Source organism: Mesorhizobium sp. M0626 (genome assembly GCF_040320665.1).
In the GTDB taxonomy this organism is placed as follows: Bacteria; Pseudomonadota; Alphaproteobacteria; order Rhizobiales; family Rhizobiaceae; genus Mesorhizobium.
The window spans coordinates 42,221-60,965 of record NZ_JAMYQD010000014.1; the positions used below are offsets into that span (position 1 = coordinate 42,221).

The 18,745-nt window shown below is 62.2% G+C and carries 20 protein-coding genes; 9 read left to right on the forward strand and 11 right to left on the reverse strand.

Features of this window, described 5'->3' with window-relative positions; all coding sequences use genetic code 11:
• Nucleotides 1-15: 15 nt before the first annotated feature.
• From NKI37_RS18840 to NKI37_RS18870, 7 genes are read right to left on the reverse strand one after another with little or no spacing between them, the layout of a single operon-like run.
• Nucleotides 16-1,119, reverse strand: a complete 1,104-nt coding sequence (locus tag NKI37_RS18840) for a CgeB family protein (RefSeq protein WP_023681097.1) — start codon at nt 1,117-1,119, stop codon at nt 16-18.
• The gene (locus tag NKI37_RS18845) at nt 1,116-2,210 is read right to left on the reverse strand and encodes a CgeB family protein (protein WP_023667985.1); all 1,095 of its coding nucleotides are present in this window, start codon (nt 2,208-2,210) and stop codon (nt 1,116-1,118) included. Before NKI37_RS18845 ends, NKI37_RS18840 begins: the two co-directional genes overlap by 4 nt.
• Entirely contained in the window at nt 2,207-3,337 is a 1,131-nt protein-coding gene (locus NKI37_RS18850) for a CgeB family protein (protein ID WP_023681098.1), read from the reverse strand. Before NKI37_RS18850 ends, NKI37_RS18845 begins: the two co-directional genes overlap by 4 nt.
• Before the next feature lie 2 nt (nt 3,338-3,339).
• The gene (locus tag NKI37_RS18855; protein WP_023681099.1) at nt 3,340-4,440 is read right to left on the reverse strand and encodes a glycosyltransferase family 4 protein; all 1,101 of its coding nucleotides are present in this window, start codon (nt 4,438-4,440) and stop codon (nt 3,340-3,342) included.
• Nucleotides 4,425-5,717, reverse strand: coding sequence for a TIGR04295 family B12-binding domain-containing radical SAM protein (locus tag NKI37_RS18860; RefSeq protein WP_023725527.1), 1,293 nt, complete (start codon nt 5,715-5,717; stop codon nt 4,425-4,427). Before NKI37_RS18860 ends, NKI37_RS18855 begins: the two co-directional genes overlap by 16 nt.
• On the reverse strand, nt 5,714-6,787 hold the full coding sequence (locus tag NKI37_RS18865; RefSeq protein ID WP_023696367.1) for a GDP-mannose 4,6-dehydratase: 1,074 nt from the start codon (nt 6,785-6,787) through the stop codon (nt 5,714-5,716). Before NKI37_RS18865 ends, NKI37_RS18860 begins: the two co-directional genes overlap by 4 nt.
• The gene (locus NKI37_RS18870) at nt 6,784-7,890 is read right to left on the reverse strand and encodes an NAD-dependent epimerase/dehydratase family protein (protein WP_023681102.1); all 1,107 of its coding nucleotides are present in this window, start codon (nt 7,888-7,890) and stop codon (nt 6,784-6,786) included. Before NKI37_RS18870 ends, NKI37_RS18865 begins: the two co-directional genes overlap by 4 nt.
• A 217-nt stretch (nt 7,891-8,107) precedes the next feature.
• On the opposite strand from NKI37_RS18870, the gene NKI37_RS18875 reads away from it, so the two are divergent.
• Entirely contained in the window at nt 8,108-8,383 is a 276-nt protein-coding gene (locus NKI37_RS18875; protein ID WP_023667991.1) for a hypothetical protein, read from the forward strand.
• A gap of 215 nt (nt 8,384-8,598) precedes the next feature.
• Here the strand turns inward: NKI37_RS18875 and NKI37_RS18880 are convergent, their stop codons facing one another.
• From NKI37_RS18880 to NKI37_RS18895, 4 genes are all read right to left on the reverse strand, one after another.
• Nucleotides 8,599-8,925, reverse strand: coding sequence for a low affinity iron permease family protein (locus tag NKI37_RS18880; protein WP_023681103.1), 327 nt, complete (start codon nt 8,923-8,925; stop codon nt 8,599-8,601).
• 110 nt (nt 8,926-9,035) lie between these two features.
• Nucleotides 9,036-9,518, reverse strand: coding sequence for a DUF2269 family protein (locus tag NKI37_RS18885; RefSeq protein ID WP_023687798.1), 483 nt, complete (start codon nt 9,516-9,518; stop codon nt 9,036-9,038).
• A complete protein-coding gene (locus tag NKI37_RS18890; protein WP_352787433.1) occupies nt 9,518-10,804 on the reverse strand; it encodes an SDR family oxidoreductase in 1,287 nt (428 codons plus the stop codon). The genes NKI37_RS18885 and NKI37_RS18890 overlap by 1 nt, the downstream gene beginning before the upstream one ends.
• Nucleotides 10,805-10,969: 165 nt before the next feature.
• The gene (locus tag NKI37_RS18895) at nt 10,970-11,926 is read right to left on the reverse strand and encodes an NAD(P)/FAD-dependent oxidoreductase (RefSeq protein ID WP_352787431.1); all 957 of its coding nucleotides are present in this window, start codon (nt 11,924-11,926) and stop codon (nt 10,970-10,972) included.
• 188 nt (nt 11,927-12,114) lie between these two features.
• Between NKI37_RS18895 and NKI37_RS18900 the strand changes: the two genes are divergently transcribed.
• The 8 genes from NKI37_RS18900 (at nt 12,115) to NKI37_RS18935 (ending at nt 18,744) form a co-directional block, all read left to right on the forward strand.
• A complete protein-coding gene (locus NKI37_RS18900; protein ID WP_023667997.1) occupies nt 12,115-12,456 on the forward strand; it encodes a DUF768 domain-containing protein in 342 nt (113 codons plus the stop codon).
• A gap of 157 nt (nt 12,457-12,613) precedes the next feature.
• Complete coding sequence (locus NKI37_RS18905; RefSeq protein WP_352787429.1) at nt 12,614-13,648, forward strand: ABC transporter substrate-binding protein; 1,035 nt, start codon at nt 12,614-12,616, stop codon at nt 13,646-13,648.
• A gap of 10 nt (nt 13,649-13,658) precedes the next feature.
• A complete protein-coding gene (locus tag NKI37_RS18910; protein ID WP_352787426.1) occupies nt 13,659-14,426 on the forward strand; it encodes an ABC transporter permease in 768 nt (255 codons plus the stop codon).
• Nucleotides 14,426-15,097, forward strand: coding sequence for an ABC transporter ATP-binding protein (locus tag NKI37_RS18915; protein WP_031249205.1), 672 nt, complete (start codon nt 14,426-14,428; stop codon nt 15,095-15,097). The genes NKI37_RS18910 and NKI37_RS18915 overlap by 1 nt, the downstream gene beginning before the upstream one ends.
• Nucleotides 15,094-16,269 carry a lanthanide ABC transporter ABC transporter substrate-binding protein PedA1 gene (locus tag NKI37_RS18920; RefSeq protein WP_023736075.1) on the forward strand — a complete coding sequence of 392 codons (1,176 nt, stop codon included), beginning with the start codon at nt 15,094-15,096 and terminating at the stop codon, nt 16,267-16,269. Before NKI37_RS18915 ends, NKI37_RS18920 begins: the two co-directional genes overlap by 4 nt.
• Nucleotides 16,257-17,219, forward strand: coding sequence for a PQQ-dependent catabolism-associated beta-propeller protein (locus NKI37_RS18925; protein WP_023704603.1), 963 nt, complete (start codon nt 16,257-16,259; stop codon nt 17,217-17,219). The genes NKI37_RS18920 and NKI37_RS18925 overlap by 13 nt, the downstream gene beginning before the upstream one ends.
• Nucleotides 17,216-17,941 carry a lanthanide ABC transporter ATP-binding protein PedB/LutE gene (locus tag NKI37_RS18930; RefSeq protein ID WP_023817814.1) on the forward strand — a complete coding sequence of 242 codons (726 nt, stop codon included), beginning with the start codon at nt 17,216-17,218 and terminating at the stop codon, nt 17,939-17,941. Before NKI37_RS18925 ends, NKI37_RS18930 begins: the two co-directional genes overlap by 4 nt.
• Nucleotides 17,938-18,744 carry a lanthanide ABC transporter permease protein PedC gene (locus NKI37_RS18935; protein WP_023681112.1) on the forward strand — a complete coding sequence of 269 codons (807 nt, stop codon included), beginning with the start codon at nt 17,938-17,940 and terminating at the stop codon, nt 18,742-18,744. The genes NKI37_RS18930 and NKI37_RS18935 overlap by 4 nt, the downstream gene beginning before the upstream one ends.
• The last annotated feature ends 1 nt before the right edge of the window (nt 18,745 follow it).

Below are 18,745 nucleotides of genomic sequence, written 5' to 3' on the forward strand. Positions count from 1 at the left end.
TCTCCTGTCTGCCGTTCATGCTGCACTTCCAATGTCGAGATCGAGGGCCGTCGCCGTTGGTTGGGTCAGCGCCGCCACGAATTCGCGAGCCCTGGCCCCACCGGTGTGGGAAGCGAGGACGAGTTTGCGAGCCCGGCCGGCCATGGCCAGGCGTGCGCGCTCGGACTCGCCAACGAGGATATCGATGACTTCGTCCGTCTCCGCGGCGGTGTGGATCGCCGATGCGGGAAAGAAGCTGTCGAGCCCTGGCCAGTGGTCGCTGACGATGGGCGTGCCGCAAGCCGCCGCTTCGAACAGGCGCACGCTGGGCGACCATCCTGCGGTGATCATGGAACTGCGTGTGACATTCAGCGTGTAGCGCTGACGGCTATAGAACGCGGCGTGATCGGCTGGCGGCAAATGTTCGATGCGTTCGACATTGTCCGGCCAGATGATGTCGGATGGATATTGGGAGCCGGCCACGACGAAACGGAGGTTCGGCATATGCCGTGCGGGCTCGAGCAGCAGAGCGTTCAGCGTTGTCTGCCGGTCCATGCTGTAGGTGCCGAGATAGCCGAGATCCCAGCGGATCGGATCTCCTGTCGGGTGATGCCGTTCTGGATCGACCGAACAATAGAGAGGTTCGGCATGACGCGCGCCGAAGTCTTGCGCCAGATGGTTGAGCGTTGGTCCGCCAGTGAAGGAGAAATAGACATCGAAATACGGAATTTGCCGCGAACTCAGATAATCGCAATCGTCGGCTGAAAGCTTGGCCAGGGTCACCGGGGTGTCGATGTCGTAAAAGCAGAGCTGCCCCTTGCAAAGCGAGGCGACGATGTCGATGACCTGGCGTCCTTCTGGAACAAAGGATCCGATGACGATGATGTCGGCCTGCTCCAGGCACTGTGCGTAGTCGCGTTGCAGCTCCGCAGTGGTTTCGTAGTAGCGCAAGGCGCAGAACTCCGGATCGCGCAGATCGCGGTGATTGGCGTACCAGGGCACGTTGCGCTCCAGAAAAGTCACCCGGTGACCGAGTCCGTGCAAGCCTTTCAAAAGACCCCGGAAAGTCGTGGCGTGGCCGTTTCCCCAGGATGAGGACAGCGACAGGCCGAGAAAGACGATGTCCAGTTTCTTGGTCATTCCGCTGCCTCCACGGCCCCGTGCTCGAAATGACGTTTGAAGACGGCATCCGCCACATCCGCCCGAAGCGCGTAGGTATGGTCCGCCAGCACGCGGTGAAGTGCGGCTTGGCCGATTGCCTTGGCCCGCCCGGGGGTCAGCGAGCGCATTATTTCGGCGACATCGCCGCCGTCACGCGCGACCAGGATCTCCTCGCCTGGTTTCAGGAACAGTTCCACGCCCAGCCATGCATCCGTGATGAGACAGGCGCCCGCGCCGGCCGCCTCGAACACTCGCGTGGCCGGTGAAAAACCGTTGGCGGCCATGCTGTCGCGGCTGATGTTCAACACGGCTTTTGGGGTGACATTGAAGGCGTTGTGATCGCGGGTGCCGACATGGCCGAGCCAGCCTACATTGGTGGGGAGCGGCTTGTCGCCCCAACCCGAGCCTCCGAGCAGGAAACGCTGTTTCGGCAGCTGGCTGGCGGGATCGAGGAAAAACGATTCGACACGCGCTTCACGGTCCGGCAGCCGGTTTCCGAGGAACGCCAGGTCGCAGGCAAAACGCGCTTTGCTGGCGACCGGATGGTGCGTTTCGGGATCGAGCGCATTGTAGATGGGCACGCACTCCTTGGCGCCCATGGCACGATAGGCCCAGACAACGGGATCGCCGCCACCATAGGTCAGCACGAGGTCGATCTCCTGCAGTGCACGATGGAGCGGGTGGTCCGGCTCGTCGCGCAACTGGGCAAGCGTGGCTGGCGCATCCACGTCCCAGAATACGACAAGCGCGTCGCTGCGGGCGTGGTCGAGAACGGCGCGAAGCAGCGCCTCGTCTTCGAAACCGACGCCACTCGCCTTGACGACGATGTCGGCGCCGGCGGCACGTGCCGCGACCTGCATCAGCGCATGCTGGGTCGCCTCATAAACGACGACAGTGCACCAGTCGGGAGCTTCGATGTCGCGGTTCTTCTGCCGGTCGTAGACATCGGGTTCGTAGAACGTGATCTCGTAACCCAATTGCGAAAGTGCCTTGAGCAAACCGCGATAGTACGTCGCGGCACCGTTCCAGTAGGACGACAAAAGGCTCGATCCATAGAATGCGATCTTCATGCGACGGCTTCCTTTGCGGCTGTCGGGACGGCGGTGTGTCGGTTCGCGCATTGCGTGAGCACGCCGAGCAACTCGTCGACGCGGTGGCGGCAGGTGTGCCGCGAGCGGATGGTCTCGAGACCCGAGGTCACCAGGGAGGCCGCAAAGTCCTCGTCGGACAACACCGTCCGAAGCTGTTGCCGCATTTGCGAGCCATTCTCGGCAAACAGGAAGTCGACACCGGGCCTGAAAAGCTGCTCGACATCGGACCATGGCGCTGAAATCAGCGGAATGCCGCAGGCGAGTGCCTCGAACATGCGGATCGTCGGGATTCCGGGCAACCTCTCGCGATAGGGGCGCCGTGGAACGTGAACGGTGACACGATGCGCGGCGAAGGCCTTCGGCACGTCGGCATTGGCGATCCACCCCTCATAGCGCAGTCCTGCGGTGGCCAGATCCGCAAGTGCGGTCTTGGGGTAGCGTACGCCGTGAACAGCGGCATCAAGGCCGAGATCGTGCACCGGCTCGATCAGAAACTCCTTGAGTTCGGCGGTCCGCTCATCATCGCCCCAGTTGCCGATCCAGACCAGATCGGAGGTGGGGTGGATCTCCGGGTGCGGCTTGAACAGGCGATCGTCCGCCGCTTCATGCCAAGTGAAGACGCGCTTGCCCCAGCCGGCGCGCAGATAGCTCTCGCGCAAGGTTTCGCCAAAGGCGAGAACGCCGTCATAGTGCTCCAGCCGGAGCGCCGAGAGTGCCTCGGTCGCAGACACGGCCCGGTGGTGGGTGTCGTGAAAAAGAAGGATGAAGTTGCCGCCGGCGGCCCGGGCACGGCCAATACGTGCGACAAGCTCCGGATCCGTCCACTCATGAACGATCACAACGTCGGCCTCGGCAATCCAGGCTTCGTGATCAAATCCGGCGTCGTAGGTCACCGGCATCAGTTCGGGAAAATCCTTGCGGAAGCGTTCGATGGCGAACGACCCCTTCTCAGCCAGCAGATTCGACCGGCTCCAGCCATTCGCCGGCTCCAGCGCAATAGTCTGATGCCGGCGCTGGACCAGCTCTCGCATGACGCCGCGCAGGAAATGGGCATTGCCATGGTTCCAGTCGGAAACGACCGAGTGGGTGTAAAACACAAAGCGCATGATCAGCGCTCCGCCATCGCTAAGGCCGCTTTGTCGTAGACGCCGCGCATAGCCGCTGTCTGCTTTGTCAGCCTAAACCTGCGGCTGCGTCGGATGGCTGCCTGGCCAAGCTCTCGCCGGAGCTCGGCATCGCTGGAGAGACGGTTGAGGCAGGCAGCGAGATCGTGCGGATCGCGCGCGTCAAAGAATATCGCGGCCCCGTCCCATAGTTCGCGATAGGTGGCGATATCGGAAAGCACCAGGGGCGTAGCCGACATGGCGGCTTCCAGCGCGGCCAGGCCGAATGGCTCGTAGAGCGATGGCGATACGAAAATACCCGCGCGAGCCATCAACGAACGCACCTCATCGGACGGCACTGCTCCCAGAGGAACAGCATGGCTGAAGCTGACATGCTCGCCGTTTGGGCCGTTCGTCGAACCGGCGGCAAACAGAGGCCATCGCGTCAGGGACGCCGCCTGATCGACCACCGCCGCATTTTTGCCCTCGTCCCACCAGCGGGCAGCGGCGAAGACGAGCGGTTGATGCTTTTCGGCCTTCGGCAGAGGACGGGCACCATTTGTGACCACACTCAAGCGCGCGATCGGGCCGTAGCAGGTCTCTAGCATGTCGGCATGGCTGCGGCTCGGCGCGATGACCGCGTCGGCCCGATCCATGCCGCGTCTGTTGCGCTCCTTCTGCCAGGCCCATGCCCCATCCGCCGCCTGTCCTCTGACCGCATGGAACCAGGTCGTCACGCAGGAATGGGAGACCACCACGACCGGGCATGGCGCGTCGAATCCCGCCGCCTGCGAAGGCGCGTTGAAATGGACAAGGTCGATGGCGTGGTCGCGCATGGGCGCATGCAACTCCCGCGGCAGCGCGTCGAGATCACCGCCGTTGCGGGTCATCCAATCCGGCGGCGTGTTCAGCCAGATCAGCTTCGCGAAAGCCTCCGCCTCGTCGGCCTGCTGCCTGGACGGTGGCGGACCGAGGCCGGCAAGCACCACGCTATCGCCGCCGTTGACAAGTTCCCTGGCCAGGTCGAGCGCATAGCGCCACACGCCGCCCACGGCGTCGACCGTCATCAGGATGCGCCGCGAGCGCGGCGTCAGTGTCCGCAACATGTCGCCTCCAGTTCCGCCAGCGGACGCGGGCGCCTTTCCTGGATGTCGCTGAACTTCTGGAATGATGCGAGATAGTGATCATGGGCGCGCTCCCAGGCGAGGTCGTCGGGTTCGCCCCAAAGCTCGCGATAGCTTGGCGAACTCGGATATGGATAAAGCGGTACGGGTTCATTGGCCCACACGCCGTTGTCGATCAGGTGCGTTCGCCAGTAGTCCACAAGGGCAGGGTCATCCTCGACGACGCCGATCAGATTGGCCTGTACGAACGGAACGTGACGCCTGGCATTGACGAGCAGCGCGGCAAGTTCCTCGGTACCCAGCCGGCAGCGTTTCGCCAGCATCGCACGACCTTCCACGGTCAGGCTTTCGAGGCCGGCCTCGATGGAGACACAGCCAGCCGCACCGAGCAGTTCCAGCAGCTCGGGCTTCCAAAGGTCGATGCGGGTCTGCACACCGAACTTCACGTCGCGATGGATCAACGCTTCCAGCAGCGCTTTTTGCGGCAGGAAGATTTCATCGATGAAATAAATGTAGCCGACCCCCTGGGCAATCAGCCCATCGATTTCCGCTATGACAGCCTCGTGGTTTCGGCGGCGATAGGCATCGCGGAAATCGATCTTGGCGCAGAAGCTGCAATTGTAGGGGCAGCCGCGCGATGCTTCGACCTCCGCGCCGAACCCAACCTGCTTGTCATCGAACCTGTGATGGTGATGCGAATGGGCTGCGATCCAGTCTGATGGCCATTGGAGTGGCGGATGATCGACAAACGAGCTGGCGTGGACGCCGCCGTTCAAAACCACCTTGGCGTCGCGCAGGTAAGCGGTCGAGGGGACCGCGCTCCAGTCGTCGCGCCGGGCAAGTTCCGCGACGATTTCCTCGCATTCGCCGCGCACAACAATGTCGACGCCAAGCTTGCGCAAGGTTGGCGCGGGCGTAGCCGAGCCATGCGGCCCGACCGCGACTGTGCGTCCACCGCGCCCGGCGAGACGGTTGAGGAAATCGGCCGGCACGCGCAACTCGGGTGGTGCGCAGCGCCAGAACAGATAAGTCGGGGCGGTACTGACGACCGTCATTGCAGGCGCGAAATCAGCCACACGCTCGGAGAGGTCCGAGTTGTCGAGCTTCTGCAATTGCCCATCCAGCATCAACACCTCATGGCCGGCTGTTTCGAGGAGGGATTTCGAATAGCCGAGTTCCAGCGGGAGATGTGGTTGGCGGCAGCCGAAATAGATGCTGTCGTCATAGGTCCAGAACGGGTTTACCAGGGCGATTTTCATGCGACGTACCTCACGACTTCGGGGCGAGGCTGGAGCCGGTGTTGTTGCAGCCAGTCTGCGAGATCGCGAATGCCTTCGCGCCATGAAACACGAGCTTTCCAGCCAAGCATCGCTTTGATCTTGCGGGTGTCGGCGACGAAGAAGGGCTGATCGCCGGTGCGTTCGTCATCATGGCGGATCGAAAGCTCATGGCCGGTCAAGCTACGGATCTCGCTCAACAGCATGCGCAGGCTGATCGCATTATCGGGGCCGCCGCCAAGATTGAATGCCTGGCCTTTGGTCGTCTCGATACGATCGAGCGTGGCCCTGTAGGCGGCGACCGCATCGGAGACATGCAGTATATCGCGCACTTGTCTGCCGTCGCCGTAAATGGTGATTGGACGTCCCGTCAGCGCACTCAGCAGGAAGTGCGCGACCCAGCCTTGATCCTCGGTTCCGAACTGGCGCGGCCCGTAGATGCAGCTCATCCGCAGCACCGCCGTGGGCATGCCGTAGGATTTGGCATAGTCGAGCACATATTGGTCCGCCGCGCCTTTGGAGCAGCCATAGGGCGTGCAGAAATCCAGGCCGTGGGTCTCGTCGATGCCATTCGCTTGGATGATGCCGTCGCAAGGCAGGTAACGATCGCCGTCCTCGCGCACCGCGACGTCGGGCAGGCTGCCATAGACCTTGTTGGTGCTGGCGAAGACCACCGGAACAAACTCACTGCTCAGCCGCGCCGCCTCGAGGACATTGAACGTTCCTCGAAGGTTGATGTCGAAATCCTCGTCCGGTTGGACCAGGCTCGTTGTGACGGCGGTTTGCGCGGCCAGGTGGAAGATCGCCTTGGAACTCTTCAGAACGGGCGCAAGCGCGTTGGCGTCGCGCACGTCAATCGTTTCGACCATGAGGCGGCTTCCGTGTTTCTGCGCCAGCCATTCAAGGTTCTGTTCGACGCCGGGGCGGCTGAGATTGTCGATCACCAGCACCGGCTCGCCATCCGACAACAGGCTGTCGGCCAGGTTCGATCCTATGAAGCCGCTGCCGCCGACAATGGCGACGGGCGCGTCGCGTCGATTGCGCGTATTCATGACACCAGCCCACGTTCTTCAAGCTCGCGTTTCATGTCGGCGCCGCGGTCGATGGCGGACGAGTTGCGCACCCAGGAAACGAAATCGGCGAGCGAATTCTCCAGTTGTTGCCTCGGCTCGAAACCGAGCAGCTCACGGGCCTTGGAAATATCGGCGAAGCAGTTGCGGATATCCCCGGAGCGCGCCTTGCCGAGCAACTCTGGCGAGCGGTCCGGCGTTCCCATGGCCTCGGCAAGTACCCGCGCGACGTCGCTGATAGCATAGGCTCGGCCGCTGCCGATGTTGATGACGTGACCCCTTGCCTGGCGTTGCTGCAGCGCAAGACGAAAGGCGCGGGCGACGTCATCCACATGGACGAAATCGCGTTTCTGTTCGCCATCCTCGAAGATCATTGGACGTTGGCCGTTGGCGAGACGCGAAGCAAAATTGGCCAACACGCCGGTATAGGGGTTCGATAACGCCTGGCCGGCGCCGAAGACGTTGAACAGGCGCAGCGCGACCGCATCGATGCCATAGGCTTCGCCGAAGATCAGCACGGCGCGTTCCTGGGCGTATTTCGTCAGTGCATAGATAGAGGCGAGATCGACCGGCTTTTCCTCGTCCGTCGGCAGGGGGGAGAGGGGTTCGCCTTCCGGCGACAGCGGATTCCACTGTCCGTTTTTGATGTCGCTCGCCTTGCGCCGGGCATTGTCGATGCGCCGGCCGTCCGATGTAGCATAGAGGCCCTCGCCATAGACACTCATCGATGAGGCGACGACAATGCGCTCGACCGGGTGTTTGATCAGCGCCTCAAGCAGCGTCGCGGTGCCGAGATCGTTGGTGCCGACATAGCGCGCGATCTCGTACATCGACTGTCCGACGCCGACTTCCGCGGCTAGATGAATGACCGCGTCAACGCCTTCCAGCGCCTTGGCGACCGCCTCCCGGTCCCGAATGTCGCCCTTGATCAGCTCGGCCCCGGCGGGAAGGGCGACTGTTTCGCCTGCGTGCACCTGCTCCAGCAGCACATCCAAAATGCGAACCGAATAATCCTGCTCGATGAGTTCCTGGGCGACATGCCGGCCGATGAAGCCGCAGCCCCCTGTAACCAATATCCGTTTCACGACCACTCCTCAGACAGGTAATCTTGGCGACCCGAACTTTTCGGCAAAAGGTTTGTTCCCTTGGCTTCAACAAAGTTCCTTTGGCCGGCTTCGTTCGGAAGCAGCCACATCGCGCTCGCCGCGCCGTGCCGGAACATTGCCGCCCTTGTGCTGTTAGGACGCCGGCAGCCCCGACGATGCCCGATGTTGGCAACGCCGATGATCAAAGGAGATTTCAATGTCCCAGTCGCAAACGACCACCAATCACGACGAAATCCGCAAATGGGCGGAGGAGCGGGATGGACGGCCGGCAGTGGTTCGCACCAAAGGCGCGGGCGGCATCCTGCGGATCGACTTCGGCAAACCCGAGGAAGCATTCGAGCCGGTCGAATGGGATGAGTTCTTCCGCATATTCGACGAGAACGATCTGGCCTTTCTTTACCAGTCCAAGACTGGTGACGGACAAACCAGCCGTTTCAACAAGTTCGTCGAGCGCAACCAGAAGGGCGAATGACGCACTTCGAGCCGGCCGATTTGCCTGACCTGGTTCTCGGGCAAATTTTTCTGGATGCGGTGGAACAATAGGGGCTCCGATCCTTCCGTCGCTGAACCACAGCCGCAGCAAGGATCGAAGGCCTTGGCCCTGAGCGCAGGAGGCGGCGGGGCTGGATAGGCGTCAAAAGCCGGAAACCCGCTACTCGTCCTGCCGTGAAACCAAAACGCCGCTCATCAGTCGTCCTGCTGCCTGCGGTGGCGGTGTTTTTCGATTTCCTCGGGCTCTTCATCGTCGATCCGCGTGATGTTCGAGGCATTGTGGTCTGATCGCAGGATCTCATCCAGTTTGGCGTGAATGGCCTGAGTGTCGCGGTGCTCGGCACGCTGGATGAACAGCGTCATGGCCCACGTAAACAAGGTAGCCGCTCCATGCCAGTCCAGGGTCTGTCGCTCGAAGATCATCCAAAGGATTGCGTAGACCAACAGGATCAGGAATGCCGCGGGGCGGGAGGTTAATGTGCCGATTGAGGTAAGCACGCCGGTGACGGGATGATTGGCCATGCGAAAGAACTCGCGGCAGTGACCGTGGTTCCCGACCGCAGTGCATCGCGCCGGCACGAGCCAGCTAGGCGCGACGGATGAATTCACGGCGCAGTGCTTGCCGATCGCAGCTACAACGATGACCACTCGATTGCCGGGCGCGCAATCATCAGCCAGAAAATGGCGAGCACGGCGCCGAAAGCTGGGAAGCCGAAGACAAACCAGCGTCTGAACAGCTGATGGTAGCGCTCGGGAGGAGGTTGGTTGGAGAGTGCGGCCTGTGTGGCTAGATTTCGCATCTCGATCTGCATCCACACGACAGGCAGCCAGAACAGGCCCGTTAAGATGTAGAGCAGGATCGAGAGAACGATCCATCCTTCGGACAGCGAATACCCCGCAACCCTAGCGAGGCCCAGTCCGGTCAGAGGTTGTGCGACAACGGCCGTAGCCGTGAACAGGAAATCAGCCAGCACGACAATTCGGGCGATGGCTGCGATCGTCGCGGCATTCCCGGTCCGGTGTGCCAAAAGCATGAAAAAAGCAATGCCGGCACCAGTTCCGAGCAGCACAGCAGCGCCGATCACGTGCAGGTATTTAAGCACGAAGTACATCATCAGCGTTCCTCCAGAATGGCCAGCGCTGCAAAATGCAGAACGAGGATCGGGAGGATTTTGATCAGCGGCCCGAGTGGCTCAAGCCAAAGATCCGGCCGCAGAATGCTCCCAGCGGTCGCATAGAAAAGCGATACCGCGATTGCGCCGAAAAGACCAAGCCGGCTGGTTGGGCGCCAGGCGACAAGCGCCCCGACGGCGATGTCAGCCAGCGCGCCGGCGACTACCGCCGGTTCGGCCAAGGGGCCGGCAGCAGTGCCAATCAGCAAGTCAACTCCGCTGCGCCAGCCGGCGGTGAGGGAAATCATGCCGGTCATGATCCAGAAGAGCGGCAAGACGACAAAGAGCGCCGGCTTGACGAAGTAAAGACCGGCGAACCATCGCTCCTGCACGGTCGCAGGATTTAGACGCAGTGCAGATGTAAGACCTGATGGTTGAATGCCGGTCGCCGTCATCCACGGCTGGGGATCGCCGACAGCGCCACGGGCAATCTCTTTTGCTGCATTGCTGCGCATGGGCGGGCGCCAGCCCAGCTGAGCCGCGGCATCCCCGAACCTGTACAAGATAGCTGCGGCCCAATTCGGCAAGATGAACTCCCGAGCACTGCTCCATCCGAACCAGCGGCGATAGCGACCCACGACCTCGCTCATCGAAAGTGCCTCGGGCCCAGCCAGGTCCAGCGTGAGGTGCGATGGGCTGCCGGGTTTGAGGAAGAACAGGACGGTGGAGATGACGTCATCGAGTTGGACGACTTGGAGATGGCCCGTGCCGGGCATCAACGGCAAGAGCGGCAAAGCCGCGAGGCCGCGAAACAGTGCACTTGCGCCGAAGGCCGGCCTTCCCAGCACTACGGAGGGGCGCAGGATGACCCAGTCAAGGCTACGTGCCATCAGTGCTTCATCGCCAGCAAGCTTGCTGGCGGAAAAGGCGGACGGCTGCTGGCGATCGACCCCGATGGCAGAAAAGTGAATCACCTTGTTCACACCTGCTTGCTCACACGCGGTGAAGAGAGCCGAGGCGCCGGTAGAATGGACATGCCGGGTGTTTTCCCGGGCACTATCCTGCAGGACGCCGGCACAGTTTACGACGGCGTCCACACCGGCGAGATAGGGGATCCAGTCCTGAGGTCGCAAGGCCCGCGCGATATCCAGGGAAACGGTTTGGATCTCCGGGTGGACGCCAGTGTCTGGGTGGTGAAGCACGCGAACCACTTCATGACTCTCGCCGGCCAGGCGCGCGCAAAGCGCGGCTCCAATCAGACCTGACGCGCCGGTGACGAGAATTTTCATTCCTTCCTCCAGCCGTTCGCCAGCGCGTGCCCGTCCATCAACCCAGCGGCTGCGCCTGGGACAACTCTAGCAAAGCCGAAGCCGGTAGTCTCACGCCGGGTGGAACAGGTTCCGGGCATCAACGCAGCCAAAGGTGAGCCGGTAAAGTGCGTTCGCATCTGCAGGTCAACTTCGCCGGAAGTTCGTCGCCGGCTCGGCGCAATCGCGGAGGTCGTTATGAATGTGAGTTGCAGCCTTGGCGGCGTCTCCGAACGCAACAGCAATTTGATTGAGCCCCTCGGCCACGTCGCCAATGGCATAGAGTCCTGGCGTTGAAGTCTCAAGGTGTCGGTTGACCAGGACATAGCCTTCTGCGTCACAGTTAGCCCCCAGAGCAACCGCTAGTCCGGAGCGTACGTCGCTGCCCATCGAAGGGTACACCACATCGATGTTGCGCATCGGGGCGCCCTCGGCCATGACGACATCGAACCCGGTTCGTCGAGGGATCAGGTCATCGACAGCGTCCCAGATTTCAACTCCGCCTGCCAAGGCGGCGCCGCGGGCAGCTTCGGAAACATCATCCTGGTTATTGGCGAGCAAGGCGACCTGACTGCCATATCCCTTCAGGAACAGAGCCTCCCTGACGGCGAGATGCTCCGGACCAACAACGCCGATGCGGCTACCCCGGGCCTCATATGCATCGCAAACCGGGCACAGTCTGACAATGCCGGTTGCGATCGCCTCCTCCAGTCTTTCAATGGGAGGTGCCTTGTCCACAATGCCCGTTGCCAGAATCACGCGCCTTGCTTGGACAATCCCGCAGGTGGTCGTCAGAACAAAAAACCCCTCGCGTTTTTCGGCGTGGCCTACGCAACCATGGACAAGGCTCGCGCCGTATAGCTGTGCCTGGGCTCGTAGGCGGCCGAGCAGTTCTTCCCCGCTGATGCCGTCGGGGAAGCCGGGACAGTTACGGGATTTTGGGATGAGCTTGGCACGCGCATGCCCCGCGTCGAGCGAGATCACCGAACGCAGAAACCTGGCTAAATACATGGCTGCAGCGAGCCCCGCGGGGCCGCCGCCGACGATGGCAACGTCAAAAACTTGTGCGCCCGAAAAGCTTGGTTCGCCCGAAAAGCTTGGCATCGGGCCTAACTTCAACTCAACGAGCTTGTTCCACAGGGTCGAAATGGACGCAATCAGGATGCACACTGCACAATAAGAGTGAACTCCAATCGAGTCGTGAAGAGAAAGGCCACTGCCTCATCAAGCCTGCAAAAACCTCGTGGCTCCCAACGCTGTGAGTACAGCACCACTGGGAAAGTGAACGCATCATGGAACTTCGGCTCATCGTCGCGCTTAGTTTGGCGAAAGGGTGGTCTGAGATGAGCGCGACCAGAGAGTTTTTTCAAAACTGGCTACAGGAGAATGTCGGCACACTTCCTGGTCGAGAGGAAGTCAGCGTCGCGGTGCTCGCTCAGCAATTCGAGCAAGATGCCGAGGTGGCTGGTTATGGGCGTGAAGTAAGGGAGGACGAACTCGGAAACATCGAAGATGCTATCGTGCAAGCGATCGAGAACGCCGGGTCCGGGGTGCAGAGCCCGAGCTCCGAAAAGAGCGATCCGGCACCTGTAATGGACGCGTTGGAGGTCGATGATGCCAAGAGCGGACCGTAGCCCCTGACACCTTCTTCTGTTCGCCTGAACAAGCCCCCCGGGCTGCTATACGAGCTGAAAAACGGACCTTAGGTGCTTTCCCGTTAGTCCCATGCACCATTGAGGAACATTCCTGCCGCCACGGCGTTAGGAAAGTTCCTTCACACCCGGTGCGCCCGTGCTGACTGCTACCCTTCCAGGCGAATGGCTGACCCGGCATGATCAGGGTCACATCTCGCGGCGGGCCGCTCTTGCGGGTATTTGTTGCTGGCTATTGGGTGCTTCCGCAGAAGCCGCGCCACAGCCATCGCCGCTCGTGCGATTTGGCGTGCTGGGATTTGGCACCGCCGCCTGGGAAGTTGACGTCATGCGGCGACATGCGTTGGACACTGTGCACGGCGTATCAATCGAGGCTCAGCGGCTTGCCGGTACCGAAGCCGGTAAGACCGCATTGCTGGCGGGCAGCGTCGACGTCATCGTTTCGGACTGGGTGTGGGTCATGCGCCAGCGCAGCGAAGGCGCTGATCTGGTCTTCTATCCCTATTCTCGTGCCGTCGGCGCGCTGGAACTGCCGCAAGGCTCGCCCATTCGAACTCTTGCGGACCTTAAGGGCAAAAGGCTGGGGATCGCAGGTGGTCCGCTGGACAAAAGCTGGATCCTATTGCGCGCGCTCGGCCTCCGTCAGGTGAAGCGCGATCTTGCTGAAGAGGTGGAGCCAGTGTTCGGCGCGCCGCCTTTGTTGGAGCAGGAATTTCTGGCGGGGCGACTGGATGCACTGCTGACGTTCTGGAATTTCGCCGCCCGTCTCGAGTCAGAGGGGGCAAGGCCTCTGCTCAGTGTCGCGCAAATCCTGCAGGGGCTTGGCGTATCCGTGGACTTGCCGATGCTCGGCTACGTCTTCCATGAAAGCTGGGCGCGGGCCAACCCGGTAGCCCTCGCGCGATTCACGAGCGCGACCGCGGCAGCGAAGTCGCTGCTCGAGTCTTCGGACGACGAATGGCGGGTGCTCGCGCCCCAATTGGGCACGGACGATCCTCACCTACAGGCGGCGTTACGCGCCGCCTATCGAGCCGGAATCCCTCGTCGGTTCGGCAAAGACGAACGTGATGGCGCGGCCCGGTTGTTTGCAATCCTGGCCGAATTGGGCGGCGAGGATCTGGTCGGCAAGGCGACGAGCCTCGATCCTGGTGTCTTCCGGGCCATACCGGCTTGAGCTCGCGCCAATGACCGATGTCCCAGCGTTCCCCATCATAATGCAGCGTTCGCAATCCACTGCGGCATTGCTGACCATGGTGCTCGTCTGGCAGATTGCATCATCGATCGCCGCCGATCGCCTGTTTCCTGGTCCGGTCCAGGTTGTTTCGGTTCTCCTGCACGAAGTGGTTCGGGGCGAGCTGCCATACCATTTGGGCATCTCGCTTGCGCGCGTCGTGGCAAGCCTCGGGTCGGCAATCGTCATCGGCGCGGCCCTTGGCTACGCGGCAGGCCGCTCGCACAGAGCCGACATATGGATGAGGCCTTGGATCGTGTTACTCCTCAACATGCCGGCGCTGATCACGGTCATTCTAATTTATATCTGGCTTGGTCTTGCCGAGACCGCGCTTGTCCTTGCGGTCGCGCTCAACAAGATCCCCAATGTCGTGGTGACTATTCGTGAAGGCGCCAGCCGGCTGGACAAGGACTTTGCCGAAATGGCTGAGCTCTATCGCTTCGGGCGTGCTGCAAAGCTGCGGCATGTCGTGCTGCCGCAATTGGCGCCGTTCTTTCTCGTCACCCTGCGCAGCGGGCTGGCATTGACGTGGAAGATCGTGTTGCTCGCCGAACTGCTCGGCCGCTCCAACGGCGTCGGGTTCCAGCTACAGGTCTATTTTCAGAACTTCGACGTCACCCACATCCTTGCCTATGCGATCAGCTTCGGCGTTGTGATGCTTGCCATAGAGTATGGACTGCTTGTGCCGTTGGAACGTCGTCTGTTCGCCTGGCGACGCTGATGCTGAGGATCAGGATCGAGGACAAGACTTTCCCCGGTGACGACGGCCAGCGCCGGACGATCTTTCGCGCGCTGTCGCTTGATATAGCCGACGGACAGGTCTGCGTCCTGACCGGCCCTTCCGGTGTCGGCAAGTCGACGCTGCTGTCGATCGTTTCGGGCGTCGACCGCGAATTTCGCGGCAGCGTGAGCGGACGACCGCTTCCGATAGGCATGCTGTTCCAGACACCGAGGCTGCTGCCCTGGCTCACCGCCTTGCGCAATGTAGAGCTGGCCATCCCGGATCGCGCGCCCGATGCGGCCCGGTGGCTTGCCGCTGTCGGTCTGAAAGGCAATGAGAAGAGCTATCCGCAGCGACTCTCGGGCGGTATGGCGCGGCGCGTAGCGCTTGCCCGGGCGCTCGCCATGGAGCCTGCGCTCCTGCTCCTCGACGAGCCATTCGCTTCACTCGACGAGGCGACCGCGCAAGCCATGCGCTGCCTGCTGCAGGATTGTTTCGCCAGTCGGCGGACTACCACGCTGCTGGTTACGCATGATCTCGCATATGCCTCGTCGCTGGGTGATCGGGTTATTGTTCTGGAGGGATCGCCGGCGCGCATCGTGCGCGATGTCGCAATCTCTCGTGGCGATGAAGCGGGATCGTCGCGCTTTGGGCTGGGGGCGACACAATGAGACTGTTGCTGGGCCTTCTCTTTCTTTTGCTGATCACCGGCCCTGGCGTCACCGAGCAACAGACGATGGTGATCGGGTATATCGGCCAGGAGCGCAAACCGGCTCTGCCCCTTGGACCCCTTGATGAAACCGTCACCGATGACGGCCTGCAAGGCGCACGGCTCGGCATTGCCGACGACGAAAGCACCGGCCGGTTTCTTGGGCAGAAATTTCGGCTGGAGGAAAGGATATTGAAACCAACCGAAACGCCGGACGACGCGGTAAGACAATTCGCCGATGCCGGCATCGCCTTTGTCATCGCCGATCTCGACGCCCGTCAGCTTCTACAGGCCAGTGCCGCGCCCGGTGCCGAGCAGATGACGTTGTTCAACAGCCGGGCGCCGGACGACGAGCTTCGCCAGCAGGACTGCCGTCGGAACGTGCTGCACACGATCCCGAGCCGCGCCATGCTCGCCGACGGGCTGGCGCAATATCTCGCCTGGAAGCGCTGGCAGCGTTGGTTCCTGCTTGTGGGGCCGCATTCGCAGGATCAGGCGATGGCTGCGGCCTTTCGACGGGCGGCGGCTCGCTTCGGAGCCGAGATCACGATCGACCAGCCGTGGACATTCAGGCCCGCCAACGGACGTGCCGATACAGGGCATGTCACGCTGCAGACCGAAATACCGGCGGTCACGCAGGTCAGCGACTATGATGTGCTCGTGGTCGCCGACGAGGCGGATGAATTCGGCGCCTATCTGGAGGGCCGCACTGCGCTGCCGAGAATCGTCGCCGGCACGCAAGGGCTTGTCGCCATAGGCTGGAGCGCTGTCAGCGAGGAATGGGGCGCCACGCAACTGCAGGACCGTTTCCACAGGCAGGCAGGGCGCTGGATGTTGCCCAGCGACTACGCGGCCTGGCTCGCTGTGCGCAGTATCGGCGAAGCGGCGACGCGCCTGCACAGTCTCGATCCCGCGGCAATCGGCAGATATATACGCGGCGACGCGTTTCTTCTCGCTGGCTTCAAGGGGCAGGGGCTTAGTTTCCGTCCTTGGGACGGACAGATGCGCCAGCCCATTTTGATCGCCGGGCCTCGCCTCTTGATTTCCAGCTCACCGCAACCGGGTTTCCTGCATCAGCGCACGCCGCTCGACACGCTGGGCATCGACCTGGAGGAGAGCACATGCAAGTTCTGATGACGCTGTTGTTGGCGGCGTTCGCTCTTGCTGCTCCCGCCGCCGCCGAGACCATCTACGTTTCCAATGAGCAGGATAATACCGTCGCGGTCGTCGACGGCGTGACAATGACTTTGCTGGCGACGATCGATGTCGGCCGCCGTCCGCGCGGGCTGGCGCTGTCGATCGACAACAAGATGCTTTTCGTCGCGGAAGGCGACGACAACCGCATCGACGTGGTCGACGTCGCGAAGCGGCGGGTCGTCGGGGAACTGCCTTCGGGAGCCGATCCGGAATTCTTCGCAGTCCATCCCGATGGCAAGCGGCTGTTCGTCGCCAACGAGAATGACAATCTGGTGTCGGTGGTGGACATCGCCGCGGCCAAGGTCATCGGCACCGTGGATGTCGGCGTCGAACCGGAAGGAATGGCGGCCAGCGCCGACGGCCGCTATGTCGCCTGCACTTCGGAGACCACCAGCATGGTGCATCTGATCGACGCAGGCACGCTTGAACTCGTCGACAATCTGCTGGTCGATACCCGGCCGCGCGCGGCTTTATTCTCGCCGGACGGTAAGCAATTCTGGGTGTCCTCGGAGATCCGGGGCACCGTCACCGTCTTCGACACGGCAACGCGCGCGCAGACCGGCAAAGTCGAGTTCGAGGTGCCGGGTATACGACGCGAGGGTGTGCAGGCGGTCGGCATGGCGACGTCCCGCGATGGCACGACCGTCTATGTGGCGCTCGGCCCCGCCAACAGGATTGCGGAAGTCGATGTGAAAACGTTGACGGTCCGTCGGCTCTACCTTGTTGGTCAACGACCCTGGCACGTGGCGCTCTCCGGCGACCAGAAGCGCCTGGTCAGCGCAAACGGGAATTCCGGCGACATCTCCTTCATCGATCTGGAAAACCAAGAGGTGGTGAAATCGCTGCCGGTGGGGCGGGGGCCGTGGGGCGTCGTGATCGGGCCATGAACGCCTTGTCGGTCGAGAATCTGGGCCATAGTTTCGGAAACCGGCGGGTTCTCGACGGCGTCTCTTTCTCTGTGACCCAAGGCAGGATGTGCATCTTGCTAGGCCGCAACGGCGCCGGCAAAACGACGCTGTTCTCGCTGATCACCGGTCTTTATCACGCCCGCTCCGGCTCGGTGCATGTCTTCGACCAGGCGATGGATGTCAACCCGTCCGCCGCGTTGGCGCAGATGGGCGTCGTCTTCCAGTTGCCGACCCTCGATCTCGATCTGACAGCCGGCGAGAACCTGCGTTACCACGCGGCCTTGCATGGGCTTAGCCAGGCCTTGAGCAAGGAGCGCTCCATCCACGAACTCGGCCGGCTGGACGTGCTGGACAGGATCGACGATCCTGCCCGAGCGCTTTCCGGGGGGCAGCGTCGCCGTGTCGAGATAGCACGCGCTCTGATGCATAGCCCACGCCTTTTGCTGCTGGATGAGCCGACCACCGGGCTCGACGTGCCGGGCCGCCGCGCGCTCGAGCGGCACGTGCGGGAGCTTTGCCGCGAGCGCGGCATTGCCGTCCTGTGGGCAACACATTTTCTGGAAGAACTAACGGCGGATGACGATGTGGTGGTGCTGCATCGAGGCACAATGCGGTGGGCCGGCCGCGCCGATCGTCTGGCTGCCGATCTCGGTGTAGCGAGCACGGGCGAGGCCTTCGCGTCGCTGACGGAGTCCGAATGAAAACGTCTCACGCGGTGCGCGCGCTCAACGGCATCCTGCGCAGGGAGATGCTGCGCACGTTGCGGCAACGCGGTCGGCTGCTCTCGGCGATGGTGCGGCCGCTGGTCTGGCTGGCAATCTTTGCCGCTGGCTTCCGCTCCGTTCTCGGTCTGTCGATCACGCCACCCTACCAGACCTATGTTCTCTATGACGTGTATGTGGTGCCCGGGCTAGCGGCCATGATGCTGCTCTTCCATGCCATGGCGAGTTCGCTGGCCATGGTCTACGATCGCGAGATGGGCAGCATGCGCTTGTTGCTGACCGCACCATTGCCGCGCTGGTACCTGCTTGCGGCGCGCCTGCTGGCCAGCGTGATCGTTGGCGTGCCGCTGGTCTACTTGTTTCTGTTGATCGCGCGTTTCTGGGATGTGCGGCCGCCCGTTCTCGGCTACGTCGCGGTATTTCCGGCGCTCGTGCTGGCGGGCCTCATGCTTGGCGCGTTCGGACTGCTTGTCTCCTCGGTTTCGACACAGATGGAGAACTTTGCCGGTGTCATGAATTTCGTCATCTTTCCGGTGTTCTTTGCCTCGACGGCGCTCTATCCGCTGTGGCGGCTTGCCGAGGCGGGACCGGTGCTGGCAACAATCGCCGCCTGGAACCCGTTCAGCTCGGCGGTCGAGCTGATACGCTTCGCGCTCTATCTGCGGTTCGATCCTGTCGCGGCGATTGTGGTCCTTGGCTGCCTCATCGCCTTCTTCCTCGCGGCGGTCATCGGCTATGACCCCGGCCGGGGCTTGTGGTCCCGGCGCGGCGGCGAGGGCTGAT